Source organism: Azospirillum oryzae (genome assembly GCF_008364795.1).
In the GTDB taxonomy this organism is placed as follows: Bacteria; Pseudomonadota; Alphaproteobacteria; order Azospirillales; family Azospirillaceae; genus Azospirillum; species Azospirillum oryzae.
Map to the genome: position 1 here is coordinate 493,092 of NZ_VTTM01000001.1, position 25,601 is coordinate 518,692.

Below are 25,601 nucleotides of genomic sequence, written 5' to 3' on the forward strand. Positions count from 1 at the left end.
GCGCCCGTCGCCGCCCGCCCGCCGTCCCGCGAAAGGTCCATCCCGATGCCGCTTCCCCCCGCCTCCCTGCCGCCGCTGCGCCCCGGTGCCGTGATCCATGGCCCCGGCTCCTACGGCGTCGATGCGCTGCTGGACGGCTTTTCGGCGGAACTGAAACGGCGCGGCTTTCGTGTCGGCGGGCTGGTGCAGCGCAACCACGGGCCGGGCGACGACTGCGCCGAGCGGATGGAACTGGTCGATGTCGCCACCGGCCGCGCCTACGACATCACCCAGAAGCTGGGGCGGGAATCGCAGTCCTGCCGCGTCGACCCGACGGGGGTGGCCGAGGCCAGCCAGGCGATCCGCACCGCCGTCGCGTCGGGTGTCGACCTGCTGGTGGTCAACAAGTTCGCCGGACTGGAATCGCACGGCGACGGCCTGTCGGACGAGATGCTGACGGCCATCGCCGAAGGCATCCCCGTGCTGACCAGCGTCGGCAGCCGCTATCTCAACGAATGGCAGACCGCCACCGGCGGATTCTGCGACCTGCTGTCGCCGGTGCCGGACGCGCTGTGGCGCTGGTGGGGGCCGCAGCGGATGTATCGGGATCTGGTCCAGGGCGTCGCCGATGCCGAGGTGCACCGCGTCGTCACCGGCGACAAATGGGTGCTGGTGGAGACGGCCGACGGCCTCGGCGTCGCCGCACGGCAGGCGCCGGCGGCCGGGGACGATCCGCAGCGCTGGGCCGGCCGGGGTTTGCGCGATCTGGCCGCCATGGCCGCCCAATCCTGGGATCCGCTGGAGATCGCCGTCGGCGTCGCGGCGCTGAACGCGCATTACAACCGGCCGGACGTCACCGGCGTGCCCGGCAACGGGCTCGACCTGTTCGCCTCGGTGGAGGGCCGGGTGGTGGTGATCGGCGGCTTCCCCCAGCTTGCCCGCCGTCTGCCCCGCGCCAAGGTGATCGACCTGAACCCGCAGGATGGCGAATACCCGGAGGCCGCCTGCGACTGGCTGCTGCCGGGCGCCGAGGCGGTGGCCATCACCGCGTCCGCCTTCGCCAACCGTACCCTGCCCCGCCTGCTGCGGGTTTCGGCCGGCGCGACGGTGGCGATGATCGGCCCAGGCACGCCAATGACCCCGCGCCTGTTTGACTACGGCGTCCATTCGCTGGCCGGCTTCGTCGCCGTCGACCGCGAGGCCGTGGTGCGCACCATCGCCGGCGGTGGCGGGTCGCGCGATTTTCATCCCCATGGCCGGATGGTCACGCTGCACCGGCCACCCCATTCTTAACTGAACAAGAAAACCGGAGGAGTTGAGACCCCATGGCCGATCTGGATCACCAGACCCGCATAGAACTGGAAGCCGCCGCCTTCCGCGGCCTGGTCGAGCATCTGCGCAAGCGCACCGACGTGCAGAACATCGACCTGATGAACCTCGCCGGCTTCTGCCGCAACTGCCTGTCCAAATGGTACGCCGCGGCGGCCAGGGAGCGCGGGGTGGAGTTGTCGGACGAGGATGCACGCATCGCCGTCTACGGCATGCCCTATTCCGAATGGAAGCAGAAGCACCAGAAGGAAGCCACCCCCGAACAGCAGAAGACGTTCGAGGACACCAAGCCGCTGCACGCGGAGATCAGCGGGCACCGGTGAGGTGACGCGACGGGTTGCCGCCCCCTCCCTTCCGCTGCTGAGGCAGGGAATGGGAGAGGGCACCGCCTCAGGCGCTCACCGAAAAGGGCTGCACCACCGCCTGGAACTCCGCCATAGCCTCGCAGGCGTCGGAATGGGCGGCGAGCGCCGGCCAGCGTGACCGGTCGAACACCTGCGGATGGGCCTCGCCGACGAAGCGCAGGGCGCAGGCGGCGGCGATGTCGGCGTGATTGATCCGCTCGCCGAACCACCACGGCCCGGACGCGGCGGCGCGATCGGCCTCCAGCACATCCAGGACCGCGCCGATCTGGCCGGTGCAGCGCTCCACCCACAGGTCGGACCGCTCCTTGTGCAGCACCCGCTCATAGACGAGGCTTACTGCCTTGTCGGCAAATCCGGTCGAAAGCGCGCAGAGCTTCAGCGCCCGGCGACGGTCCGGCCCCTGGCGGGCGATCAGCGCACGATCCGGCCCGGCGACCTCGTCCAGATGGTCGAGGATGGCGCCGCTTTCGATCAGCACCTCGCCATCGTCCAGCACCAGGGTCGGCACCCGTTTCAGCGGGTTGAAGCGCGCGACCTCCGCCGCGTCGGAAAAGACCGACCAGGGTCGGTGCTCGTAAGCCATGTCGTAGAGGCGCAGGGCCACGGCGACACGGCGTACGAAGGGCGAGTCATACTGTCCGATCAGGATCATCGACGATTTCCCTGCTGACTGCTGGAAGACGTCACCAATCCTAATACGGATTTGTCCCGTGGCCGCATTCGTCCGACGCGACTCAGTCCCGCGCCACGATGGGGGTCAGCTTGTAGCGGGCGGCGATGGTCTCCAGCCGGCCGTCGGCCTTGATCGCTGCGACGAAGGCGTTGACCCGCTCCAGCCAAGCCGCATCGCCCGGCGCCACCGCGTAGGCATAGGGCGTCGGCTGTACCGGCACGTCGGGCACGATCAGCCGCGCCCAGGGGTGGAATGCCAGCATGCGCTGCCCATAGGGATAGTCGGTCAGGAAGGCGTCGGCGCGGCCGGACTGCACCTCCTCCTCGCGCTCCTGCGGGCGGGTGACGGCAACGATGCGTGCGGCCTTCATGGCGGAGCGGGCGTAGCCGTCCATGTAGGTGTCCTTCTGCACCACGACGACGTTGCCGGCGCGGTCGAGATCCTCCCACTTCCGGATGCCCTCGTTGGTTTGGGTGGTCACCGCATAGATGCCGCTGCGCAGATAGGGCTGGCTGAAGGCGACGCGCTCCGCCCGCGCCGGGGTGGCGCCGATAGCGAACATGCCGATGTCGCAGCGGTCGGCCAGGAGATCGTCGATGAAGCGGGGAAAGCTGCTCTCCACCACGGCCAGCCGCACGCCCAGATCGTCGGCGAAGGCCTGCGCCAGTTCCGCATCCAGCCCCTCCAGCGCGCCGGTGCGCGGATTCCGGAACGAGATTGCATAGTAATCGGGCCAGGAACAGACACGAAGTTGCTTCTGCTCTGCAATTTTCTGAAGTTTCCCATCGGCCGCCATGACCGGTTCGGCGATGGAAGCCGATAAAACCGACAGAATTGCTGCACCAATTGCCCAAGAGACCCGCGTCGACATGTCACACCTTTCGTTAACCAACCGCCCCAGTTCTTCACACCGCAAACACAAGTCCGCAAAGCGGCGCTGATATCTTAGCATCACACGGGCATTGACGGCAGCGAATGCTTGGCGTCCGCCATCTGTCCCTGCTATTATCCCGAACACAAACTTCGACCACGGCCGACGTCCAGCGCCTTGATTCGACTGCAATCCGGAGGCGGTTGTGGGTCGGGTCCGCGAAACATGCCGGGTCGCTCGACCACATCTGACCGTCCGGAACGCAGTCCTGTCCCTGTCCCCAGCCAAAGCGGACCTGAAGGGTCTCTTCGAAAAGCGGGGCGGCGTCATCGCCTTCGCCCTGCTGGCGGTCTTCGCCCTGCTGATAATCCAGGGCCAGCAATTGATCGCCGCAAGGCAGGCCGCGCTCGATTCCGCGGAGACCAGTCTGTCGAGCCTCGCTGCGGCGCTCGAGGTATCGACCACCCGCACGGTTCAGTCGGTGGACGTGACCCTGTCCTCCATCGTCGATTCGCTGTCCGACGCAAGCTGGACCGGCGAGGATGGGGCGACGGATCCCGACCCGACCGCCATGCTGACCGACCGGTTGCGCCGCTCGCCGCACCTGCGCGGGCTGACGCTGCTCGACCGCACCGGCCGCATCGTCGCAACCACCGAGGGGACGCGTCCCGCCGGCCTCTATCTGACGGAGTTGGACGTCTTCCGCCTGCAAACGTCCGGCCAGGGCAGCGGGCTGGTGATCGGCGATCCTCGCCCGGGGCGCAGCCTGATCGACCGCGCCGACGGGGGCGAGCGCTCGGGACGCTGGATATTGCCGATGAGCCGCGCCCTGCGCGACGCCGACGGCACGCTGCAGGCGGTGGTCGTCGCCACCGTCAACCCGGATTACTTCCAGGGACTGTACCGCGCGGTCCAGGGCGGCCACGTCGGTGGCCAAGTCGGCGGCAGCGTCACCGGCGTGGGCGACCGCATCGCGCTGTACCGCTATGACGGCACCCTGCTGACCGTCCAGCCGCAGGCCGGGGAGGAGATCGCCCGCTCCTTCGCGGCGACGCCGCTGTTCCGAAGCCATCTGCCGCAGGCCGAATATGGCGTGTTCCGCCATTCCGGGACGGATATCGGCGCAAGTCCCGACACGCGCATCGTCGCCTACCGGACGACGCCGGTCTGGCCGCTGGTCCTGACGGTCAGCGTGCGCAAGGACGCGGTGCTGGCCGGGTGGCGCGACAATCTGTGGACGGCGACCCTGCTGTCCGGCGGGATGATCGTGCTGCTGGGGATGTTCGGGCTGATGCTTGCCCGTTCTCTGGCGGCGCAACGCCGGCAGGGCAAGGAACTGGAAGAAGCCAACGCCCGCCTGTCCGCCATCGTCGACACCGCGGCGGAGGGCATCGTCACCGCAAGGCCGGACGGCGTGATCGAGGCGGCCAATCCGGCCGCTCACGCCATCTTCCGCTGCGCGCCGGGCGGGCTGATCGGACGGTCGGTGCTGGATCTGCTGCCGCCGGACATGCGAACCAATGCCGCCCGTGCGATGGACGAGATCGCACAGGGCCGCCGCGGCATGGGTCGGGCGGCGCGGGGCGAGACCATCGCCCTGCGGCCGTCGGCGCCCAATGGCAGCGGGGAGGCGGAAAGCTTCCCGCTGGCCTATTCGATGGCGCTGGTCAGGACCGGGGCCGGGCCGCTCTATGCCGCGATCCTGCGCGACCTGACGGAGGAGAAGCGGCTGGAGCATACCCTGCGCGACGCCAAGGAACGGGCGGAGGACGGCCAGCGCATCAAGATGGAATTCCTCGCGACCATGAGTCACGAGATCCGCACGCCGATGAACGGCGTGATCGGTATGGCCGGGCTGCTGCTCGACACGCCGATGGAGGCCGAACAGCGCACCTATGCCGAGACGATCCGCGATTCCGCCGAATCGCTTCTGGTCATCATCAACGACATCCTGGACTTCTCCAAGATCGATGCCGGCCGTTTGGATCTGGAGATCGGCGAGTTCGAACTGGTGCCGATGGTCGAAAGCGTGGCGGAGATCCTGGCGCCGCGCGCCGCGGCCAAGGGGCTGGACCTCGCCAGCTACGTGCCGCCCGGCCTGCGCGGCCCGCTGCTGGGCGATGCCGGGCGGCTGCGGCAAATCCTGCTGAACCTCGCCGGCAACGCCGTGAAGTTCACCGATACCGGCAGCGTCACCATCCTGCTGAGCGAGGAGCCCGCTTCCGCCGGTTCCGAACCCGACGGCGTCTGCGTCCGGTTCGAGGTGCGCGATACCGGAATCGGCATTCCGGAGGAGGAGCGCCCACGCCTGTTCGCCATGTTCACCCAGGTGGATTCCTCGCCCGCCCGTCGCCATGGCGGCACCGGGCTGGGGCTGGCGATCTGCAAGCGGCTGGCGGAACTGATGGGCGGCCGGATCGGCGTGGACAGCCAGCCGGGATCGGGCAGCACCTTCTGGGTGACCATCCCGCTGAAGCGCGGCGCGGGAAGCGCCCATCCGCCGACGCCGGCCGGCGATTGGGCCGGGCGCCGCCTGCTGCTGGTCGACGACATCGCCGTCAACCGCGACCTGCTGACCCGGCAACTCGACGGCTTCGGCATCGTGACCGAAACGGCGGAGAACGGCGAGCAGGCCCTGTACCGGTTGATCGCCGCCGCCCGAAACGGCAAGCCCTTCGATGCCGCCATCCTCGATCACCGCATGCCGGGCCTGACCGGTCCCGCACTGGCCCGGCGCATCCGGTCCATTCCCGAACTGGCCGGCATCCGGCTGGCGCTCGCCTCGTCGCAGAGGCTGGAGGGACAGGAGCCGGATCGGGCGCCGGTCGATACCCACCTGCCCAAGCCGATCCGCTTCAGCACGTTGTGCCAATGCCTCGCCCGGCTGCTGGAACCGCAACCGGCTGCGGATAGCCTCGCATCCTGGCCCCATCCGCTTCCGGGAAGCGGCCAGGATGCCGGGTCGGCCACCGCCAAAATCGCGTCCCTCCCCATCCGCGGGCCGGCCGAAATGTCGACCGTCGTCGGGACCGACGCCCCGCGCGCCGCGCAGCCGGAGGCGAAGCCGCGCGCCCGCGTTCTGGTGGCGGAGGACAATCCGGTCAATCAGCAGCTGACTCTGGCCCTGCTGCGCCGCGCCGGGCACAGCGCGGAAGCGGTGTCGAACGGCGAGGAAGCGGTGGAGGCGGTGACGGCCCGGCCCTACGACCTCGTCCTGATGGACGTGCAGATGCCGGTGATGGATGGACTGACGGCGACACGGCGGATCCGCCGGCTGTCCGGCCCCGCCGCGCGCATCCCGGTGGTGGCGCTGACCGCCAACGCCATGCAGGGCGACGCCGCCATCTGTCTGGAAGCCGGCATGGACGATTATCTGTCCAAGCCGATCAATGCCCGAAAGCTGCTGGATACCATCGCCCGTTTCGTCGCTCCGGCCGCCGACGGCGCTGCCGACAGCGGCGGGCAAGCCCCCGCCCCGCAACGGCCGCCGTCCGAACCGGAACCGGCCACCGTCAATGCGGAAAAGATCGATGAGCTGCGCGACGCGTTGGGCGGTGACGGGTTCGCGCTGCTGCTGGAAACCTTCTTCAGCGACAGCCCGCAGCATCTCGATCTGCTGCGTGCCGCCATCGCGCGCGGCGACTGCGCCGGCATCGAACGGGAGGCGCATATCCTGAAGGGTTCCGCCGCCAATGTCGGGTTCGACCGGCTGGCCGCCACCGCGCATCATCTGGTCGCCGCGGCCCGCAACCGCGACCTTGACGCCCTGACCGCCACCGCCGGCGAACAGGTCGCCGCAGAGCTGTCCGCCGCACGGAAGGCCGCGGCGGCACTGGAGGCATCCGTCGGCTGAGCCCCCGACCGGGTCGCCGGGCGCCCATGCTGCGACGCAGTGCCGCCGGTGATTGTGCAATAGCGTCAGTTTCAGTAAAATGCCGCGGATTTTACGATCCCGCTCCCCGAACCGTTGGAGTAGACGCCGACCATGGCCGATGCCGTCACCGCTCTGGTCGTCGATGACGAGGAAATGACCCGCGCCATCGTTGCCGGCTATCTCTCCCGCATCGGCTACCGCACGCTGGAGGCCGAGACCAAGGCGCAGGCGTGGGAAATCCTGTCCTCCAGCGGGTCAGCGATCCATGTCGTTCTGCTCGACCGGCGGCTCGCCGACGGCGACGGGCTGGAACTGTACGAACGGATGAAGCAGGAACCGCATCTGGCCGACATCCCCGTCATCGTCCAGACCATCTCCGACAGCAGTTCGGAGATCGCGGCCGCCATCCGTGCCGGCGTGTTCTACTACCTCATCAAGCCTTATGACGGTGCGCTGCTGCGCTCCGTCGTCCGTGCGGCGGAGGAGACGACCGGGCGGCTGAGAAGCCTGCAGGGCGATCTGCGCTCCCGCTCCGACGCCATCGGGCTGCTGCGCGACGGGCGTTTCCGCTTCCGCACCCTGCAGGAGGCACAGAATCTCGCCATCACCCTGTCGTCCGTCGCCGCCACCGCCCACAGCCTGACCTTCGGCCTGTCGGAGATCCTGGTGAATGCGGTGGAGCACGGCAACCTCGGCATCGGGTTCGAGGCGAAGGGCCGGCTGAAGGCCAGCGGCATGCTGGCGCGCGAGATCGAGGCGCGGCTGGCGTCGGCCGAGCATCGCGACAAATACGCCACCGTGCATGTGGAGCGCAGCGACAGCCGCGTGATCTTCACCGTGACCGACATGGGGGCGGGTTTCGACTTCAACCGTTACCTGTCGGTCGATGCCTCCCAATCGAACGCCACCCATGGCCGCGGGATCGCGCTGGCCCGCATGGTCGGATTCGACCAGTTGACCTATGTCGGCAACGGCAACCGGGTGGTCGGCATCGTCAATCTGGACCGGGCGTCGGACGGCCTGTCCGACTGACCCACAGCACCGTCAGGTCGTCGGCCAGCAGCCGCGGCATTGCCGTGAAATAGCGGTCGAGCAGGCAGCGCAGCGGCCGGTCCGGCGCGTCATCCTCCAGGCCGCGCACCAGATCGGTCACACCGCCATAGCCGAACATCCGCCCGTCCCAGCCGCGCGCCTCGTACAAGGCATCGCTGAACAGGACCAGGGCGGAGCCCGGCGGAAAGTCCAGGCATTGGTTGCGGTAGCGCGCCTCGGCCGCGACGCCCAGCGGCAGGCCGCAGCTCGGCCCCACATCCAGCCCGCCATCGGGGCGGCGAACCAGCGGCTTCGGCGCGGCGGCCGTGGCATAGACCAGCCGGTCGGCGGCGACATCCACCACGGCATAGAACATCGCAGCGAACTGCGTCTCCGGCAGCAGCCCGACCAGCAGGCCGTTCAGGACCCGCAGCGTCTCGGCCGGGTCGTCGGCCGGCAGATCGCTGCGGGCGAGCAGCGCATGCAGCCGGAAGGTGTTCAGCGCCGCCGCCACGCCATGGCCGGTGAAATCGCACAGGAACAGCGCAAAGCGCCGATCGTCGATCGGCCGCGCGCCCCACAGGTCGCCGCCAAGCTCCGAGCTTGATTCGAAATGACTGTCCAGCGCGATGCCATAGCGCCGCTCCAGCGACCGGCAGAGCGTGGCATCGGGCAGCAGGTCCAACTGCATGTCGCGCGCCAGCGCCATCCGCTGCACGGCGTCGCTGTGGTGGTTGCGCAGGCTGCGGATCACCTCCTGCAGCGAGCGGTCGAGCCGGCGGTTTTCCAGATGCGGCGACAGGCGGGCCGACAGTTCCGCCAAAGTCAGCGGACGCGCCAACAGATCGGTCGCGCCCGACCGCAGCAGCTCCGCCCGCGCCCGCCCGCCGGGGAAGCGGCCGAGCGCGAGGATCGGCAGGTCGCGCAGATGTGCCTCTGTCCGCAGTTCCGCCATCAGCTGCGGCCCAAATCCCGGCAGGCCGGCATGCAGAAGCAGCATCTGCGGCGCCCCGGCCGCCAGTGCCCCGGCCAGCCCGCCGCCGTCGACCACCGTGACGTCGCGAACCCCCAACCGGCCCAGGACATCGCGCAACGGCCCGGCGGCATGGGGACGCGGATGGCCGATCAAGACGGGCGGGCCGCCGCTCACCGGCTAGAACTCGCAGGGGATGAGGGTGTGGAACTCCGAGATCTCGATCAACTCGCGGACCTGACCGCGCGGATGCTTCAGGCGGAAGACGACCCCCGTCCGCTTGGCCGCATTGTTCGCCAGGACCAGCAGCCCCAGCCCGGCGGAGTCCATGTACTCGACGGCCGACAGGTTCAGCACGCATTCCGCGACGCCGCCCTTCTCCCACTCCGCCAGGATCTCCCGGAACCCGGCGTCGGCCTCGAACGTCATCTGCCCGCGCAGTTCCAGTTCGCGCACGCCGCCGTTGTCGCGCACCGTATAGTCCATCACCAGATCCACCGTTGAAAACGCTGCCGGCCTACATTCCCGGCTCGAACACCGCGACGCGGTTGCGGCCGAGGTGCTTCGCCCGATAGAGCGCCAGATCGGCACGGTGGATCGCCCGCTCCAGCGTGTCGGTCGCCCCCTCCAGCCCGGCTATGCCGATGCTCGCGGTCAGGCGGAATGTGCCGTCGGTCGCCTCGATCGGCATGCGGGCCAGATGGCGGCGCACCCGTTCGGCCACCACCCGGCTCTCGTCGGCGGTCGCACCGGGCAGTACCACCACGAACTCCTCCCCGCCCAGCCGGCCGAGAATGTCGTATTCTCGAAGAATCGCCTGACAGCCAGCCGCCACCATGCGCAGCGCGTCGTCACCGGTGGCATGGCCGAAGGTGTCGTTGATGCGTTTGAAATGGTCGACGTCCAGGACGAAGACGGACAGCGGCTCGTGGAACCGGTGGGCTCGGGCCAGCTGGGCGCGCGCCATGTCCATGAAGGACCGGCGGTTGTAGATGCCGGTCAACGGATCGCGCGACGCCATGTCGCGCAGCGCCTCTTCCATGCTGCGGCGCTCGGTGTAGTCGTAGATCCAGGCGAGATTGACCTCCATGCCCTGGATCACCGCCTGATTCACCGTGAACAGCGTCCAGAAGGGCGAGCCGTCGGCCCGCTTGAACTGGACCTCCATATTGGTGACGCCGCCACCGCCGCGCAGCCGTTCCAGGACGCGCAGGCGCTGGTGGCTGTCCAGGTAATAGTCGCGGGCGCGGCTGCCGATCAGTTTTTCACGCGGCAGGCCGATCAGTTCGGCGAAGCGGGTGTTGACGAAGATGATCCGGCCATCGTCGCGCCTGGACACCGAAACGCCGATCGGACTCTGTTCGAGGATGGCCTCCAGCCGCTCCTCGTTCGGGCGCGATCCGGACAGTTCGTGGATGGCGCCGACGATGCCGGCCGGCTTGCCCGATCCGTCGTGGAAGGCGGTCTTGGTGAGGTTGACCGTCCGCATCGCGCCTTCGGCCGTGCAGATCGGCGCTTCGTATTGGACGCTGCCGTCATGCTCCAGCAGGTCACGGTCGTGGCCGGCATGCTCCCTCGCCATGTCAGGCCCGGTGAGCGCGAAGGTGGTCCGCAGCAGCATCTCGTCGCGGGCGATGCCGGTCAGGCGGGAGAAGGCGTGGTTGACCGCGATGTACTGTCCGGCGGCGTTCTTGACGAACAGCGGCAGCGGCGAGGCTTCCAGCAGAGCGTCAACCACCGGCATCTCGGCGCGTGGGGCGTCGTCCTTCACCCCATCGGCCTGCCGGCAAACGGCATCGACGTCCGTCACGGTCAGCAGCCGCTGCATGCCGTCCTCGCCGCCTGCCCCGCTGTCCCATGGCTTTTCCGCCACCGTCACCCAGCGTGTGGAACCGTCGTTCCGCAGGACGCGGAGCGGCTTTCCCGAACCTTGTGCGCCGCCGGGGCCACAATGGTCGAGTGCGAATTCGCACAGGCTGCGGCCCGGCAGGCCGCCCGCCTCGCAACCCAGCAGGTCATGCAGGGCCGGATTCGCATGGTGGATGATCCCCGAAGCCGTGACGAGGCAAATCCCGACCGGCAGACGGTCGAAGACTGAAAACGCGGTTTCGCGCCCGTCATCCACACCACGGCCTGAGATCATCACCATGCAACCCGGTACCGGCATGGCCGAGAGTGTTTCATAGAATTTTATGTCCCCGCAACGCCGGCGACTTCCGACAGGGTCGAAGTATAACAGCCGGATTTCTAAAAACGGTTGAGTGTATAAAATTTTCGCCGATTGTTCAAGACGCTGACGTTTCACGCGGTTGCAGTGCCCGGCTTCTTTCCGCAGCCAATGCGACATCAAGCCGCTGCCGGTCCTCGGCCGCGCCCGGCAACCCGAAGCGCAGCCAATCCGGCCGCTGTTCGAATCGGCGCACGAGGAGTCCGGCCTCGCCCAGGGCGCGATAGAGCGCCGGTGCCCGCGGGTCCTCGACGAGACGGAACAGTTCGGTCCCGCCGATCACCCGCAGGCCGGCCCCCTCCAGCAGTCGGTCCAGTTCCGCCGCCGCCGCCGCCAACCGCCGCCTTGTCGCCTCGATCCAACGGCGGTCGCCAAGCGCCGCCGTGGCGATGGCCAGGCCCGGTCCCGACACCGCCCAAGGCCCGATGGCCTCGCGCAGCGCCGCCGCCAATCCGGCCGGCGCCAGTGCGATGCCCAGCCGCAGCCCCGCAAGCCCGAAGAATTTGCCGAAGGACCGCAGGATCACCAGCCCCGGCTTGCCGGCATGCGCCGCGAGGCTGTCCTCCGGCCGCATGTCGGCGAAGGCCTCATCCACCACCAGCCAGCCGCCGCGCGCCGCCTGTGCTTCGGCAAGCTCCAGCAGCCGCACGGCGGGCCAGCGCCGGCCGTCGGGGTTGTTGGGGTTGACGATCACCAGGACGTCGGCCTCCTCCACCCCCTCCGCCATCCGGACGTCATGGCCGGCCAACGACCAGCAGCGGGCATGCTCGGCATAGGTAGGCCCCAGGACGGCGACGCGGCCGGGTGCGCGCAGCCGCGGCAGCAACTGGATCAGCGCCTGCGATCCCGACGCCGCGGCCACCACATCGGCCGACGGCGCGCCATAGCAGGCCGCCGCTGCGCTCCGCAGCGCGGCCTCCTCTCCGCGGCCGGGCAGCCGGCTCCAGGCGTCCGGCCGCACTGGCGGCAGCGGGTAGGGCCAGGGGTTGATGCCGGTGGACAGGTCGACCCACGGCTCCGGCGCGCCGGGAAATGCGGCGCGCGCGCCGTCCAGGTCGCCGCCATGCAGCAGGGTGCCTCCCGCCGGGGCCTCCTGCCCCGTCCGCCGTTCGTCCGTCACGCACGGCTTGGTCGCCGGCCTGTCTTCGGCCATGATCGTGCCTCTTCCTCATTCACCGACGCGCGGCCGGCGGCCGCCCCATTGCCTGGAACGTCCCACCCGTGCCGCTGCATCCCTTCCTGCTCGCCACAGCACTCATCGTCGAAGCGCTGGCGGGCTATCCCGATCCACTCTACGCCCGCATCCGTCACCCGGTCGTGTGGATCGGAGCGCTTATCGCCCAGCTTGACCGTACGCTCAACCATGAGACCGACGGCTTCGGCCGCCGCAAGGCGTTCGGCGTGCTGGCGGTGGTGGTGCTTCTGCTGACGGTGGGCGGTGTCGCCGTCGCGGTGGCCTGGGTCTGCCGGCTGCTGCCGTTCGGCTGGCTGGTCGAGGCGGTATTGGCCTCCACCCTGCTGGCCCAGCGCAGCCTGCACGACCATGTGGCGGCCGTTGCCAAGGGCTTCCGCACCGGCGGGCTGGAGGGCGCGCGCAAGGCGGTGTCGATGATCGTCGGCCGCAATCCGGCGACGCTCGACGAGCCCGCCGTCGCCCGCGCCGCCATCGAGAGCCTCGCCGAGAATTTCTCCGACGGGGTGGTGGCGCCGGCCTTCTGGCTACTGGTGGGCGGACTGCCCGGTCTGGCGCTCTACAAGGCGGTCAACACAGCGGACAGCATGATCGGCCACCGCACCCCGCGCCACGAAGCGTTCGGCTGGGCGGCGGCGCGGCTGGACGATCTGGTCAACCTGCCCGGATCGCGCCTGACCGCCCTTCTGCTGGTGGGGGCCGCCCGGATGACCGGCGGGGCCGACGCGGGGCAGGCCTGGGCGTCGGTCCGGCGGGACGCCCACCGCCACCGTTCCCCGAATGCCGGCTGGCCGGAAGCGGCGATGGCCGGCGCGCTCGACCTGCGGCTGGGCGGCCCGCGGGTCTATGGCGCCACCCGGATCGAGGATGTCTGGCTGGGCCCCGGCCGCACCGCCGCCACCCCCGGCGACATCGGCCGCGCGCTGGTGCTCTATCGCCGCGCCTGCGCCCTGCTGATCGCCTCGGCACTGGTGCTGGCGGCGCTGGGATAGGCATTCACCCCCGCGCAACCCGCCGCATCATCAGTGACAGCCGCCGCCGGACGCGGCGGCCGAGGCGGCGGAGACCGTACAGCAGACGGCGGGCGGCGCGGAAGGGGGCGGTCTCCTTCAGCCAGGCGAGCCAGGCCGTCACCCGAACATAGCCCCAGGCGAACCAGCCGATGGTCAGCAGTTTCGGCTTGGCGACGTGGAACAGCCGCTCCACCAGGGTGATCTTGATAAGTTCCGCCCCGACGATCACGGCCACGCCGGCCATCGGCCGGCCGGTGGCGAACAGCCATGCCCCGACGGGCTTCGCCGGCTCCAGCAACGCCAGTGGCACCAGGACGAGGATCAGCGACGGGTAAGGTCCCAGACCGGCGACCCAGTGGCCGATCCGCCCGAACAGCGGCAGCCGGGCGATCCGACGAACCACCGGCCGCACCACCCAGTAGGCCAGCGCATCCAGAAGGAAATATCCGACCGCGAGCAGGGACGCGACCGGACGCAACAGCCGGGTCAACAGCCGCCGCGGCTGCGTCGGCCGAACCGACGAGGCGGTACGCTTGTCTGCCCCTGGGATGGGGCCGGGCGGGAGCTTGCTGTTCATTCGAAATATCCCGACGGACGTCCTAGGTCCCTGTCTACCACCAAGGCGAGCCTTTCGTTTGTAGGAAGGGGCTGGCACCTTCACCCAAATTGTTCCTGTACACGCACGATCAGGTCTGCTCCTTCCCCGAACGTAGTCCCACAACAGCAAAGCCCACCGTGCCCGGCCATTACGATCCCCTCCTCGTCGCGTTGTCATACGTAATCGCCGTGTTCGGTGGTTATGTGGCGCTGGATCTCGCCCATCACAGCGGCAACGGCATGGCCAGCCACTCCATTGCGCCCAACCGTCGCGACGGCTCCGGCGGCGGTCCGGGCGATGGCCGGCGGCTGGGGAGTGCGGCGCTCGCCCTCGGGGCCGGGATATGGTCGATGCACTTCATCGGAATGCTCGCCTATCGCAGCGACATACCGATCAGCTACGATGCCGGGCTTACCGCATTGTCCTTCGTGCTGGCGGTCGCCGTTTCCGGTGCCGGCCTGTTCGCCGTCGCCCGCAACCGCCCCCGCCGCTACACCCTGCCGGTGGCGGGAACCCTGACGGGGCTCGGCATCGTCAGCATGCATTATGTGGGGATGGCGGGCATGCGCATGGACATGAACCTGTCCTACGACGTCATTCTGGTCGCCGTTTCGGTCGCCGTCGCCATCGTCGCCTCCACCGCGGCCTTGTGGCTGGCCTTCCGGACCCGGCGCCCGCTGCAGCGTGCCGCCGGCGCCGTCCTGCTGGGCCTGGGCGTGGTGACGATGCACTACACCGGCATGGCCGCGGCCGGGATGGAGCCGATAACGGAGGTGAGCACAGCAACGCTCGACAGCATGGGCACTCACCACGCCATGCCGACTCATGTGATGACCTCCTCCGGGCAGCGGATGGCGCTGTCCCCCTCGCTGCTGGCGATCATGACCGGGGTGGGCACGCTGCTTCTGCTCTCGCTGGCGATGCTGTCGTCGCTGCTCGACCGCCGCCAGCAGGCCGAGCGGTCGGCGGAGCAGGAGGCGCGCTATCGCGCCATCGTCGACACAGCGGTGGACCCCATCATCCTGATCGATGACCAGGGCACGGTCGAATCCTTCAACCATGCGGCGGAGAAGACCTTCGGCTACCGCGCCGACGAGGTGATCGGCCGCAACGTCAACATGCTGATGCCGGAGCCGTACCGGAGCGCCCATGACGGCTATCTCGACCGCTATCACCGGACGGGAGAGCGGCGGATCGTCGGGATCGGCCGCGAGGTGGAAGGTCTGCGCAAGGACGGCTCCACCTTCCCGCTTGACCTGTCGGTGGGTGAATGGCATGTCGGCAAGCGGCGCATGTACACCGGCATCATGCGCGACATCACCGCGCGCAAGGCCGCCGAGGACGCGATCCTGCGTGCCCGCGACGAGGCGGAGGCGGCAAGGATCGAGGCCGTTCGGGCCCGCGACGACGCCCAGCGCGCCGACCGCGCCAAGACGAAGTTCCTGGCCGCCGCCAGCCACGATCTGCGCCAGCCGCTGCAGTCGCTGTTCTTCTTCGCCCACGCCTTATCCGACAAACTGCAGGACCACCCCGCGTCGCCGCTGCTGGCCAGCATGACCGAATCGCTGAACGGTCTGCGGGTGATGCTGGACAGCCTGCTGGACGTGTCGCGGCTTGATGCCGGCGTGGTGAAGCCCAGCGTCACCGATTTCGCGCTCGGGCCCCTGCTGGACCGGCTTGCCGAGGAATACCGGATCCGCGCCACCGAATGCGGGCTGGCGCTGCGTCATGTCCCGACCTCCGCCTGGACCAGCAGCGACCCCGCCCTGCTGGAGCGCATCCTGCGCAACCTGATCGAGAACGCCATCCGCTATACCGAGCGCGGCCACATCCTGGTCGGCTGCCTGCACCGTGGCGGAACGCTGAGGCTGGCGGTGATCGACCAGGGCATCGGCATCCCCGGCGACAGGACGGAGGACATCTTCCAGGAGTTCACCCAATTGGCCAACCCGGAGCGCGACCGGCGCAAGGGTTTAGGCCTGGGGCTGGCCATCGTGCGGCGGTTGGCGGGGCTGCTGGAGCATAGGGTGGCGGTGCGCTCGACCCCCGGCCGCGGCAGCGGCTTCTTCCTCGACCTGCCGACGGCGGTTCCCCGCCCAGTCCCGAAACCGGTGCGCTGCCCGGCCGAACTGCCGGACGCCAAGGGGCTGATCGTGGTCGTCGACGACGACACCATCATCCTGCTCAGCATGCGGGCGATGCTGGAGGAATGGGGATACGAGGTGGTCGCCGCCGTGTCGGCCGACGAGGCGATCGCGTCGCTGCTGAATCTCGGCCGGCAGCCGGCGATGATCGTCGCGGACTATCGCCTGCGCGAAGGGCGGACGGGGGTGGAGGCGATCCGCGACATCTACGGAGTCTGCGGCGTGCGCGTTCCCGCCGTGGTTCTGACCGGCGACACCGATCCCGCCCGCATCGCCGAGGTGCAGCGCAGCGGCCACCGCCTGATCCACAAGCCGGTGTCCGCCCCGATGCTGCGCGAGATCCTGACCGCGGCAGCATAGGCTGGACGCCGCCGGAAAAAGCGCCCGACTCCACCGAAGCAACCCTGGACGGGCCAGCGGCCGGCGGACTAGCATCCGCCACCCGAACGAGCCCCCCGGCGGCCCCCGCCCGTCGCCGCCCCATTCTCTCTCACGGACCGTGATGCTGCGCCGTTCCCTGATCCGCGCCGGCGAGACCTGCGCTTTCCATCTCCGCGCCGCCCTGGCGCGTGCGCTGTCCCGCCCTGGCCCTCCTGCTGCTCCTCCTGCCGCACCACCACATGCGGGCCATCCGTCGCCCCCGCAGCAGCCACCGGTCCAGTACCCTGGCGCAGCATATCCCGGCGCACCCTACCCGCAGCCTCCGCAGCAGCCGGTTTATCCGCCCGACGGTTACCCGCCCGGCACCTATCCGCAGCAGCCGGCGCCGCCCTACGGCGTGCAGCCGCCGCAAGCGGTCCCCCCCTACGCCCCGCCCCCGCAGCATCGCCCCCAAGCCGCGCCTTCCAGCCGGCCGCCGGGACGCCCGCGATTCCGCCTGCCGCGCGGGCGCTGGGGCAAGGTGGCGGTCGTCGCCGGCGTGCTGGTTCTGCTTCCCCCAGTGGCGCTGGTCGGCACCTATTGGTGGATGCGGGCGCAGCAGCCGCAGACCAGCGGCACCATAGCCATCCCCGGCGGCGGCGCCCCGGCGGAAATCGTCCGCGATCGCCAAGGTGTCGTCCATATCTTCGCGGCGACGGAGCGCGATGCCTACCGCGCGCTGGGCTACGCCCACGCCCAGGACCGGCTGTGGCAGATGGAGTCGATGCGCCGTGCCGGCGCTGGCCGGCTGGCCGAGCTGATCGGCACCAAATACGGCGACTTTGCCCTGCGCACCGACCGGCTGATGCGCACGCTGGGCGTCCGCCGCTCGGCGGAGGCGATGGAAGCCACCCTGTCGCCGGACGCCCGCACCGCCTTCGAGGCCTATGCCGAGGGCGTGAACGCCTATCTCGCCACGCGGTCGGAGGCGCTGCCGGTCGAATTCCAGCTTCTGCGCCACACGCCGGAGCCCTGGACGGTCGCCGACAGTCTGGTCTGGGCCAAGCTGATGGCGCTGCAGCTGTCCGCCAACTACCGCGACGAGCTGTTCCGCTCCCGTGTGCTGGAACGGCTGTCGCCGGTCCAGGTCGACGACCTGTTCCCGCCCGACGCCCCCGGCGCCCCCACGACGCTGGCGACCGACCTGCGCGGAATGGATTTGCGGGAAACGGTGCGCCGCACCCTGGCGGCGTTGCCGCAGATGGGTTTCGACACCGCGTCGAACGAATGGGTCCTGACCGGCGCCCGCACCACCACCGGCAAGCCGATCCTCGCCAACGACCCGCATCTGGGGCTTGAGGCGCCGATCCTCTGGTATCTTGCCCGCATCGTGACGCCCGACTTCACCGTCACCGGTGCCACGGTGCCGGGCGTGCCGTTGACCATCCTCGGCCACAACGGCAAGGTCGCCTGGGGCTTCACCACCACCCACAGCGACACCCAGGATCTGTTCGTCGAAAAGCCGGACCCGCAGGACCCCGCCCGCTATCTGGCCCCAGACGGCAGTCAGCCCTTCGAGACGCGCGCCGAGACCATCGCCATCGCCGGCGAGCCGTCGCAGACGCTGACCGTGCGCAGCACGCGGCACGGCCCGGTCATCTCCGACCTCGACGCCGCGCCCGCCGGCATCGCGCCCGCCAGCACCGCGCCCGGTCCGGTGCTGGCGCTGTCCTTCCCCGGCCTTGCCGGCGACGACACCAGCGCGGAGGCGCTCTACCGCCTGAACCATGCGGAATCGGCGGAGGCGGCGCGCGAGGCGCTGCGCCTGCATGTCGCTCCGCAGCAGAACGTCGTCTATGCGGATGTGGCGGGCACGGTCGGCTTCATCTCCGCCGGCAGGGTGCCGATCCGCCGCAAGGGCGACGGCCGCGTGCCGGTTCCCGGCTGGACCGGCGAGTATGACTGGACCGGCTTCCTGCCCTACTACGCCCTGCCGCAGTCGGTGAACCCGCCGTCGGGGCAGTTCGTCAACGCCAACAACGCGGTGGTCGGGCGCGATTATCCCTATCGCCTCGCCACCGAATGGCCGGATCCGTCGCGCGCCAAGCGCATCGTCGAGATGCTGGGCACCGGGCGCTTTTCCGTCGAGGATGTGGCGCGCCAGCAGATGGACATCGTCTCGATTCCCGCCCGCGACTTCCTCCCCGAGCTGCTGAAATATCCGGCCCCGCCCGGCGTCGCCAGCGATGCCGCGGCGCTTTTGCGCAGCTGGGACGGCCAGATGGACCGCAACCGGCCGGAACCGCTGATCTTCACCGCCTGGATGCGCGAACTGGTCCGCGCAGTCTTCGCCGACGAACTCGGCCCCGATTTCGCCTCCTACTGGGAGCTTCGTCCGGAGGCGCTGCGCCATGTCCTGAGCGAGCGGCCGGAGTGGTGCGACGACATCACCACCCCGCAGAAGGAAAGCTGCGCCGACATGATCGGCCGGTCGCTGGAGGCGGCGGTGGCGATGCTGGCCGAACGTCACGGCTCCAGCCCGAAAAGCTGGCGCTGGGGCGACGACCACAAGGCGGCGCTGGTCCACCGGATGCTGAGCCGCCTGCCGCTGATCGGCGGCACCGCCGATCTGTCGGTGGAGACGGACGGCGGCTTCTTCACCGTCAACCGCGGGACGACCTCGACCCGCGATCCGGCGAACCCCTTCCGCCATGTCCATGGCGCCGGGTTACGCGCGGTCTATGATCTGGCCGATCTGGACAATTCCCGGTTCGTGATCGCCACCGGCCAGTCCGGCAACATCTGGTCCCGCCATTGGGGCGATCTGGTCGAACTCTGGCGCGATGGCGGCTCGTTGCGTCTGGCCGGCGACCGTGGCACGCTGGTCTCGGCAGGGGCGGAGGTGCTGACACTCACACCACGCAACACCGGGACAACCAAGAAATGACCATCACTCTGGAGGACGTGCGCGCCGCGGCGGCGCGCATCGCGGGGCATCTGTCCCGAACGCCCACGGTTCCGGCGCCCCGCCTGGGGGACATGGCGGGTTGCCGGCTGCACGTGAAGCTGGAGAGCCAGCACGCCACCAGTTCCTTCAAGGAGCGTGGCGCGCTGAACAAGCTGCTGTCGCTGGGCGAGGCCGAGCGCCGCGCCGGCGTCATCGCCATGTCCGCCGGCAACCATGCCCAGGCGGTGGCCTGCCACGCCACGCGGTTGGGCATCCGCTCCACCATCGTAATGCCCGCCTTCACCCCCTTCACCAAGGTGGAGCGGACGGAGAATCTGGGCGCAACCGTCGAACTGCATGGCGAGACGCTGAGCGAGGCCGCCGCCTTCGCCCATGATCTGGCGGCGCGCGACGGGCTGATCTTCGTCCATCCCTACGACGACCCGCTGGTGGCGGCCGGCCAGGGTACCGCGGCGCTGGAACTGCTGGAGGATGTGCCGGACCTGGACGTGCTGGTGATCCCCATCGGCGGCGGCGGGCTGATCGCCGGCATGGCGACGGCGGCCAAGGCGCTGCGGCCGGACCTGGAGATCGTCGGCGTGCAGTGCAGCCTCTATCCCGCCGTGCGCCAGGCGCTGGCCGGCCAGCCGATCACCTGCGGCGGCGCCACGGTGGCGGAGGGCATCGCGGTGAAGGCGCCCGGCGCCCTGACCCTGCCGATCATCCGCGCGTTGGTCGACGATGTGGTGGAGGTGGGCGAAGCCCGGCTGGAGGAGGCGGTCTACCGCCTCGCCACAATGCAGAAGCTGGTCGCCGAAGGGGCTGGCGCCGCGGCGCTCGCCGCCATTCTGGAGGAACCGGAGCGCTACCGCGGCCGCAAGGTCGGCATGGTGCTGTCCGGCGGCAACATCGACTCGCGCATCATGGCGCAGGTGCTGATGCGCGGCCTGGTCTATGAGGGGCGGATCGTCCGCCTGCGCATCGGCATCACCGACGCCCCCGGCGCACTGGCCCGCGTCACCCGCCTGCTGGGCGAGGCCGGCGCCAACATCGTCGAGGTCCACCACCAGCGCCTGTTCCACAATGTGCCGGTGAAGATGGCCGAGGTGGACGTGGTGCTGGAAACCCGCAACCAGACCCATGTCGATGCGCTGATCGCGCGGATGAAGGACGCGGGCTATCCGACCAGCCTGATGGTGGAGGTGGGGTAGGAACCCCACCCCTCAGATGCTGTAATTGTCGGCGATCTCCGACCGCAGCTGTTCCACCTGATCGCGGAACACCGAGCCGTCCCGGCCGGCGCTGTTGCGCACGTCGCGCACCACGCGGGCCGGGGTGCCGCCCAGCACGATGATGCGGTCGGCCAGATGCACCGCCTCTTCCAGGTCATGGGTGACGAACAGCACGGTCTTGCCGGTCTCCTGATGGATGCGGCGAAGCTCGTCCTGCAGATTGTGGCGGGTGATGGCGTCGAGCGCGCCGAACGGCTCGTCCATCAGCAGGATGTCCGGGTCCACCGCCATGGCGCGGGCGATGCCGATGCGCTGGCGCTGGCCGCCCGACAGCTCGTAGGGCCAGCGGCGGGCATAACCGTCGAGCCGCACCAGCTTCAACGCCGCCTCGGCACGCTGGCGGCGCTCGTCGCGGCTGACCGGCAGGCCCTCCAGCCCGAACTCCACATTGCGGATCACCCGGCGCCAGGGCAGCAGGCGGGAATCCTGGAACACCAGCCCGACCGGGCGATGGCCGGGGCGCCGGTCCTGGTGGATGGTGACGCCGCCGCTCCGCGCGGTGTGCAGGCCGGCGACGACGCGCAGCAGCGTCGACTTGCCGACGCCGGACGGGCCGACGATGGCGACGAAGCTGCCGCGCTCGACCGACAGGTTGACGTCGACCAGCACCGGCGGCGCGTCCTTGCCATAGCCGATGGACACGTCCTCGAGGTCGATGACCGACGCGGCGGCGGTCTTGGAAAGGGTCACCGCTGCCATGAGAGCACCCGCGACTGAACTTGCATGAACAGGAAATCCGACACGCCGTAGAGCAGCGCGATGGTGACCATGTAGAGCACGACGATGTGGGTCGCCAAAAGGCCCGAGGCCTCCATCATCCGCATGCCGAGGCCGGAGATGCCAAACAGCTCGGCCGCGACCACCGTCATCCAGCCCTGCCCAAGCCCGGCGCGCATGCCGGACAGGATGCCCGGCAGGGCGCCCGGCAGGATGATCTTGAACAGGCGCGGTATCAGCCCGCCCTGCCCGAAGGCATGGCCAAGCTCGATCAGGTCCTTGTCCACCCCGCGCACCGCGGCGTAGCTGGCGTAATAGTTGATCCAGAACACCGTCAGCGAGATCAGGAAGGACGCCGCCCCTTCGCTGACGCCGAACCAGATGATGGCGAAGGGGATCCAGGCGATGGCCGGGATCGGGCGCAGCATGCGCACGACCCAGGCCTGGAAGGCGTCCCACTTGCCCCACAGCGCCGCCGCCGTGCCGAACGACACGCCGAGGAAGGTACCCAGCGACAGCCCGACCAGATAGTGCGACAGGCTGGCCAGCACCATCTCCTGCCAGGTGCCGCTCTTGAACTCGGTCAGGAAGGCGGCAGGCACCGCGCTAGGCGACGGCAGCAGCCGGGCCGGCACGACGCCGCTGCGCGCCACCGCTTCCCACGCCAGCAGGAAGACGAGCACGCCCAGCGCCGATAGGGCGACTTTCTGATAGGACTTCATCGGCTTGTCGGTCTGCATCGGTCGGCCGGCTTACTTGGCGACAGCGTCGTAGAAGCTGAAATCGAAGGCCTCGGCCACCGGAACCGTCTCGCTGGCCGAGCCGATTTCCTTGGTGAAAGCCATCATCTTTTCCACCGCCGGCACGACCGAATGCGGATCGGCGACGAACTTCGATCCCGGACCCTTGAAGGCGGCTTCCAGCGTCGCCGGCTCCATCAGACCCTTGCCGAGATAGTTGTTCACGATCTTGGCGGAACCGGCCGGATCCTTGGCGATCAGCTCGACCGCGCGGATGTGGGCCTTGACCAGCGCCTTGATGGCGTCGGGATGAGCCTTCAGCACCTCGGCACGGGCGGAGACCACGGTGCCGGGTTGGTCCGGGAACATCTGGGCACCGGTGGCGACCAGCACGACATTCGGGTCCATCTGCTGGGTGACGGTCACCGTCGGCTCGCGGATGGTGGCGGCGTCGAGCGCGCCGGCCAGCAGGGCCTGCTGCGTCTTCTCGATGCCCATCGGCACCAGCTCCACATCGGCCGGATCGACCTTCACCACCTTGAACAGCCAGTGCTTCAGCACGGTGTCGGGAACCGAGCCCGGCGGCTGGGTGCCGATCTTCGGCTTGCGGCCGGTTTCGGCGGCGTACTTCTTGAAGGATTCCGCGGTCGGGTTGGCGCCCACCGCCTTGGCAAAGGGACCGCGCGCGGCAACCACCATCTCCTCCACCGCCGAATTGGCGATGACCGAGATGTCGGCGCCCTTGGTGCGGGCGACCAGCACCGGGGCGACACCGGCATAGAGCAGGTCGATCTTGCCGGCGGCCATCGCCTGGATGGCGTGCGGGCCGGATTCGAAACGGGTCAGCTTCAGTTCGATCCCCGCATCCTTGGCCCAGCCCTGCCCATCGACGATGAAGAGCGGCGACGCCGCCAGGATGGGAATATAGCCGATTTCCAGCTTCACCGGATCGGCGGCGCGCACGGTGCCGGGCATCACGGCGGCAGCCCCAAGGGCAACCAGGGCGGCAAGGGTGAAGCGGCGGGTGGTGCGGAGCATCGGATCATCCTCGACTGGGGTTCCGAGGCTATTTAGCACGATTGCGCGGATGGAGAAGAGCGATTTCCACATAACTGGGAAAGGGAATTCAATATCACACATAAATATTTTGTTATTAACGCATCGGCTTCGGCCGAAAAGCCGCGGAAATTGTGGGTTCGGGGCGGCTTGGGCGGTACGGCGTCAGCTCTCCGTCAGCAGGTAGAGCGACACGCCGCAGAGCGATACCCCCACCAACAGGATCGCCACCGCGATGCGTGTCCAGAGCGTGAGGTGCGAATCGAACGGTTCGCAGAGATCGTCATCGTCCATGGCCTGACATCCGTCACTGTGGGGAGGACGGCGGGGGGCCACCCGCCGTCTCTCGGTGACGGTAAGCGATAGCGGGGCCGTGTTGCTGCGGTGTGTCCCGTGGACGATGTTGTGTAACCGACGGTAACGGCGCCGGCTGTCCGTTACAGACCCTCGACCACGATCATCTTGAAATCGGCGGCATCGCGACGCGCCTCGCGCGCCTTGCGGTATTCCGGGCTGTCGTAGAAGGCCTTGGCCGCCGCCATGTCCGGAAATTCCAGGATCACGATCCGGTTGGGCTGCCAGTCGCCTTCCAGCACCGCCGTCTCGCCGCCGCGGCTGATGAAGCGTCCGCCGTTCTTGGCGATCGCATCGGGGGTCAGCGACTTGTAGACCTCATAGGCGACGGGGTCGGTCACGCGCACGTCGGCGATGATGTAGGCGGTCATGGTTTCCGCATCCTCTCTTGTCGTTTTTCGGCCCAAAAGAAACGGGCGCGGAAAGCCTTGCTTCCCGCGCCCGCTCCGGTCAACTGCTATGGATGCCGGTCAGGCTTCCATCGCCTTCACGACCTCTTCGGTGACCTTCTTGGCGTCGCCGAACAGCATCATCGTATTCGGGCGGAAGAACAGCTCGTTCTCGACGCCGGCGTAACCGGCGGCCATGCCGCGCTTGATGAAGAACACCGTCTTGGCCTTCTCCACATCCAGGATCGGCATGCCGTAGATCGGCGAGGTCGGATCGGTCTTGGCGGCCGGGTTGGTCACGTCGTTGGCGCCGATGACGAAGGCCACATCCGCCGTGCCAAAGTCGCGGTTGATGTCCTCCAGTTCGAACACCTCGTCGTAGGGCACGTTGGCCTCGGCCAGCAGCACGTTCATGTGACCGGGCATGCGGCCCGCCACCGGGTGGATGGCGTACTTCACATCCACGCCCTCGTGCTTCAGCACGTCGGCCATTTCACGCAGGGCATGCTGGGCCTGGGCCACCGCCATGCCATAGCCGGGGACGATGATGACCGACTGGGCGTTCTTCATGATGTAGGCGGCGTCCTCGGCCGAGCCGGCCTTGACCGAGCCCTGCGGACCCTTGGCGGGGCCGCCCGCCGCGGCACTCTCGCCGCCGAAGCCGCCGAGGATGACGTTGAAGATCGAGCGGTTCATGCCCTTGCACATGATATAGGACAGGATCGCACCCGAGGAGCCGACCAGCGCGCCGGTGATGATCAGCAGGTTGTTCTGCAGGGTGAAGCCGATGCCGCAGGCCGCCCAGCCGGAGTAGCTGTTCAGCATCGAGATGACCACCGGCATGTCGGCGCCGCCGATCGGCAGGATCAGCAGGAAGCCGAGAGCGAGCGCCACCAGGATGATCAGCCACATGGCGGCGGCCGAGTTCGACTGCACCAGCCAGATGATCAGGATGACGGTCAGCACGCCCAGCGCCGCATTCAGCGGATGCTGCATCGGGAAGACCAGCGGCTTGCCGGTGACCAGACCCTGCAGCTTGGCGAAGGCGACCAGCGAGCCGGTGAAGGTGATCGCACCGATGGCGGTGCCGAGCGCCATCTCGATCAGCGAGCCCTTGGCGATAGCGCCACGAACGCCGATGCCATAGGCCTCCGGCGAGTAGAAGGCGGCCAGCGCCACGAAAACGGCGGCCAGACCGACCAGCGAGTGGAAGGCGGCGACCAGCTGCGGCAGCGCCGTCATCTCGATCTTCTTGGCGACGACGTAGCCGATGGCGCCGCCGATGGCGATGCCGAGCACGATCATCCAATAGGACTGCACGATGGGCGAGGCCAGCGTGGTCAGGATGGCGATGGTCATGCCGACCATGCCGTAGATGTTGCCCTGGCGCGAGGTCTCCGGGCTGGACAGCCCGCGCAGCGCCATGATGAAGCAGATGGAGGCTGCCAGATAGAGAAGGGCCGACAAGGTTTCCAT

21 protein-coding genes are annotated in these 25,601 nt (G+C 68.9%); 8 read left to right on the forward strand and 13 right to left on the reverse strand.

Features of this window, described 5'->3' with window-relative positions; genetic code table 11:
* The first annotated feature begins 45 nt into the window (after window positions 1-45).
* Both FZ938_RS02345 and FZ938_RS02350 read left to right on the forward strand, forming a co-directional pair.
* Entirely contained in the window at window positions 46-1,272 is a 1,227-nt protein-coding gene (locus FZ938_RS02345) for a DUF2478 domain-containing protein (protein WP_149197071.1), read from the forward strand.
* A gap of 32 nt (window positions 1,273-1,304) precedes the next feature.
* Window positions 1,305-1,631 carry a DUF1244 domain-containing protein gene (locus FZ938_RS02350; protein ID WP_149197072.1) on the forward strand — a complete coding sequence of 109 codons (327 nt, stop codon included), beginning with the start codon at window positions 1,305-1,307 and terminating at the stop codon, window positions 1,629-1,631.
* A 67-nt stretch (window positions 1,632-1,698) separates the two neighbouring features.
* On the opposite strand, the gene FZ938_RS02355 is transcribed toward FZ938_RS02350, so the two are convergent.
* Window positions 1,699-2,325 (reverse strand): glutathione S-transferase family protein, encoded by a 627-nt coding sequence (locus FZ938_RS02355; RefSeq protein ID WP_149197073.1) that lies wholly within the window; start codon window positions 2,323-2,325, stop codon window positions 1,699-1,701.
* A gap of 82 nt (window positions 2,326-2,407) precedes the next feature.
* Window positions 2,408-3,142, reverse strand: coding sequence for a substrate-binding periplasmic protein (locus FZ938_RS02360; protein WP_149197074.1), 735 nt, complete (start codon window positions 3,140-3,142; stop codon window positions 2,408-2,410).
* Between the two features lie 280 nt (window positions 3,143-3,422).
* Between FZ938_RS02360 and FZ938_RS02365 the strand changes: the two genes are divergently transcribed.
* Both FZ938_RS02365 and FZ938_RS02370 read left to right on the forward strand, forming a co-directional pair.
* The gene (locus tag FZ938_RS02365) at window positions 3,423-7,070 is read left to right on the forward strand and encodes a response regulator (protein WP_246457440.1); all 3,648 of its coding nucleotides are present in this window, start codon (window positions 3,423-3,425) and stop codon (window positions 7,068-7,070) included.
* Window positions 7,071-7,202: 132 nt separating this feature from the next.
* A complete protein-coding gene (locus FZ938_RS02370; protein ID WP_149197075.1) occupies window positions 7,203-8,123 on the forward strand; it encodes an ATP-binding response regulator in 921 nt (306 codons plus the stop codon).
* Here FZ938_RS02370 and FZ938_RS02375 read toward each other — a convergent pair.
* The 4 genes from FZ938_RS02375 to cobD form a co-directional block, all read right to left on the reverse strand.
* Window positions 8,086-9,273 (reverse strand): PP2C family protein-serine/threonine phosphatase, encoded by a 1,188-nt coding sequence (locus FZ938_RS02375; protein ID WP_149197076.1) that lies wholly within the window; start codon window positions 9,271-9,273, stop codon window positions 8,086-8,088. The genes FZ938_RS02370 and FZ938_RS02375 overlap by 38 nt on opposite strands.
* 3 nt (window positions 9,274-9,276) lie before the next feature.
* Window positions 9,277-9,582, reverse strand: a complete 306-nt coding sequence (locus FZ938_RS02380; RefSeq protein ID WP_149197077.1) for an STAS domain-containing protein — start codon at window positions 9,580-9,582, stop codon at window positions 9,277-9,279.
* A 31-nt stretch (window positions 9,583-9,613) separates the two neighbouring features.
* Window positions 9,614-11,245, reverse strand: a complete 1,632-nt coding sequence (locus FZ938_RS02385) for a diguanylate cyclase (protein ID WP_149197078.1) — start codon at window positions 11,243-11,245, stop codon at window positions 9,614-9,616.
* A 136-nt stretch (window positions 11,246-11,381) separates the two neighbouring features.
* Window positions 11,382-12,476 carry a threonine-phosphate decarboxylase CobD gene (gene cobD / locus FZ938_RS02390; RefSeq protein ID WP_149197079.1) on the reverse strand — a complete coding sequence of 365 codons (1,095 nt, stop codon included), beginning with the start codon at window positions 12,474-12,476 and terminating at the stop codon, window positions 11,382-11,384.
* Between the two features lie 68 nt (window positions 12,477-12,544).
* On the opposite strand from cobD, the gene cbiB reads away from it, so the two are divergent.
* On the forward strand, window positions 12,545-13,507 hold the full coding sequence (cbiB, locus tag FZ938_RS02395; RefSeq protein WP_149197080.1) for an adenosylcobinamide-phosphate synthase CbiB: 963 nt from the start codon (window positions 12,545-12,547) through the stop codon (window positions 13,505-13,507).
* A gap of 4 nt (window positions 13,508-13,511) precedes the next feature.
* Here cbiB and FZ938_RS02400 read toward each other — a convergent pair whose 3' ends face one another.
* On the reverse strand, window positions 13,512-14,105 hold the full coding sequence (locus FZ938_RS02400) for a hypothetical protein (RefSeq protein ID WP_246457441.1): 594 nt from the start codon (window positions 14,103-14,105) through the stop codon (window positions 13,512-13,514).
* Window positions 14,106-14,314: 209 nt separating this feature from the next.
* Here FZ938_RS02400 and FZ938_RS02405 point away from each other — a divergent pair, with 209 nt between their 5' ends.
* The 3 genes from FZ938_RS02405 (at window position 14,315) to FZ938_RS02415 (ending at window position 20,788) form a co-directional block, all read left to right on the forward strand.
* Window positions 14,315-16,630: a hybrid sensor histidine kinase/response regulator gene (locus FZ938_RS02405; RefSeq protein ID WP_246457442.1), complete on the forward strand. Its 2,316-nt coding sequence runs from the start codon at window positions 14,315-14,317 to the stop codon at window positions 16,628-16,630.
* Between the two features lie 142 nt (window positions 16,631-16,772).
* On the forward strand, window positions 16,773-19,577 hold the full coding sequence (locus FZ938_RS02410) for a penicillin acylase family protein (protein ID WP_149197082.1): 2,805 nt from the start codon (window positions 16,773-16,775) through the stop codon (window positions 19,575-19,577).
* Complete coding sequence (locus tag FZ938_RS02415; RefSeq protein WP_149197083.1) at window positions 19,574-20,788, forward strand: threonine ammonia-lyase; 1,215 nt, start codon at window positions 19,574-19,576, stop codon at window positions 20,786-20,788. Before FZ938_RS02410 ends, FZ938_RS02415 begins: the two co-directional genes overlap by 4 nt.
* A 12-nt stretch (window positions 20,789-20,800) precedes the next feature.
* Here FZ938_RS02415 and FZ938_RS02420 read toward each other — a convergent pair whose 3' ends face one another.
* The 6 genes from FZ938_RS02420 to FZ938_RS02440 form a co-directional block, all read right to left on the reverse strand.
* A complete protein-coding gene (locus FZ938_RS02420) occupies window positions 20,801-21,568 on the reverse strand; it encodes an ABC transporter ATP-binding protein (protein WP_149197084.1) in 768 nt (255 codons plus the stop codon).
* Complete coding sequence (locus FZ938_RS02425) at window positions 21,556-22,326, reverse strand: ABC transporter permease (RefSeq protein ID WP_413340217.1); 771 nt, start codon at window positions 22,324-22,326, stop codon at window positions 21,556-21,558. The genes FZ938_RS02420 and FZ938_RS02425 overlap by 13 nt, the downstream gene beginning before the upstream one ends.
* Window positions 22,327-22,338: 12 nt before the next feature.
* Window positions 22,339-23,364, reverse strand: a complete 1,026-nt coding sequence (locus FZ938_RS02430; RefSeq protein WP_149197085.1) for an ABC transporter substrate-binding protein — start codon at window positions 23,362-23,364, stop codon at window positions 22,339-22,341.
* Window positions 23,365-23,547: 183 nt separating this feature from the next.
* On the reverse strand, window positions 23,548-23,676 hold the full coding sequence (locus FZ938_RS31295; protein ID WP_256379244.1) for a hypothetical protein: 129 nt from the start codon (window positions 23,674-23,676) through the stop codon (window positions 23,548-23,550).
* Between the two features lie 143 nt (window positions 23,677-23,819).
* Window positions 23,820-24,107 (reverse strand): DUF1330 domain-containing protein, encoded by a 288-nt coding sequence (locus FZ938_RS02435; protein WP_149197086.1) that lies wholly within the window; start codon window positions 24,105-24,107, stop codon window positions 23,820-23,822.
* A gap of 99 nt (window positions 24,108-24,206) precedes the next feature.
* On the reverse strand, window positions 24,207-25,601 hold the full coding sequence (locus tag FZ938_RS02440) for an NAD(P)(+) transhydrogenase (Re/Si-specific) subunit beta (protein WP_149197087.1): 1,395 nt from the start codon (window positions 25,599-25,601) through the stop codon (window positions 24,207-24,209).

Coding starts and splice junctions, on each gene's coding strand:
- FZ938_RS02345 (WP_149197071.1), top strand. CDS start 46: ATGCCGCTTCCCCCCGCCTCCCTGCCGCCGCTGCGCCCCGGTGCCGTG.
- FZ938_RS02350 (WP_149197072.1), top strand. CDS start 1,305: ATGGCCGATCTGGATCACCAGACCCGCATAGAACTGGAAGCCGCCGCC.
- FZ938_RS02355 (WP_149197073.1), bottom strand. CDS start 2,325: ATGATCCTGATCGGACAGTATGACTCGCCCTTCGTACGCCGTGTCGCC.
- FZ938_RS02360 (WP_149197074.1), bottom strand. CDS start 3,142: ATGGCGGCCGATGGGAAACTTCAGAAAATTGCAGAGCAGAAGCAACTT.
- FZ938_RS02370 (WP_149197075.1), top strand. CDS start 7,203: ATGGCCGATGCCGTCACCGCTCTGGTCGTCGATGACGAGGAAATGACC.
- FZ938_RS02380 (WP_149197077.1), bottom strand. CDS start 9,582: ATGGACTATACGGTGCGCGACAACGGCGGCGTGCGCGAACTGGAACTG.
- FZ938_RS02385 (WP_149197078.1), bottom strand. CDS start 11,245: ATGGTGATGATCTCAGGCCGTGGTGTGGATGACGGGCGCGAAACCGCG.
- cobD (WP_149197079.1), bottom strand. CDS start 12,476: ATGGCCGAAGACAGGCCGGCGACCAAGCCGTGCGTGACGGACGAACGG.
- FZ938_RS02400 (WP_246457441.1), bottom strand. CDS start 14,105: ATGAACAGCAAGCTCCCGCCCGGCCCCATCCCAGGGGCAGACAAGCGT.
- FZ938_RS02410 (WP_149197082.1), top strand. CDS start 16,773: ATGCTGCGCCGTTCCCTGATCCGCGCCGGCGAGACCTGCGCTTTCCAT.
- FZ938_RS02415 (WP_149197083.1), top strand. CDS start 19,574: ATGACCATCACTCTGGAGGACGTGCGCGCCGCGGCGGCGCGCATCGCG.
- FZ938_RS02420 (WP_149197084.1), bottom strand. CDS start 21,568: ATGGCAGCGGTGACCCTTTCCAAGACCGCCGCCGCGTCGGTCATCGAC.
- FZ938_RS02425 (WP_413340217.1), bottom strand. CDS start 22,326: ATGCAGACCGACAAGCCGATGAAGTCCTATCAGAAAGTCGCCCTATCG.
- FZ938_RS02430 (WP_149197085.1), bottom strand. CDS start 23,364: ATGCTCCGCACCACCCGCCGCTTCACCCTTGCCGCCCTGGTTGCCCTT.
- FZ938_RS31295 (WP_256379244.1), bottom strand. CDS start 23,676: ATGGACGATGACGATCTCTGCGAACCGTTCGATTCGCACCTCACGCTC.
- FZ938_RS02435 (WP_149197086.1), bottom strand. CDS start 24,107: ATGACCGCCTACATCATCGCCGACGTGCGCGTGACCGACCCCGTCGCC.
- FZ938_RS02440 (WP_149197087.1), bottom strand. CDS start 25,601: ATGGAAACCTTGTCGGCCCTTCTCTATCTGGCAGCCTCCATCTGCTTC.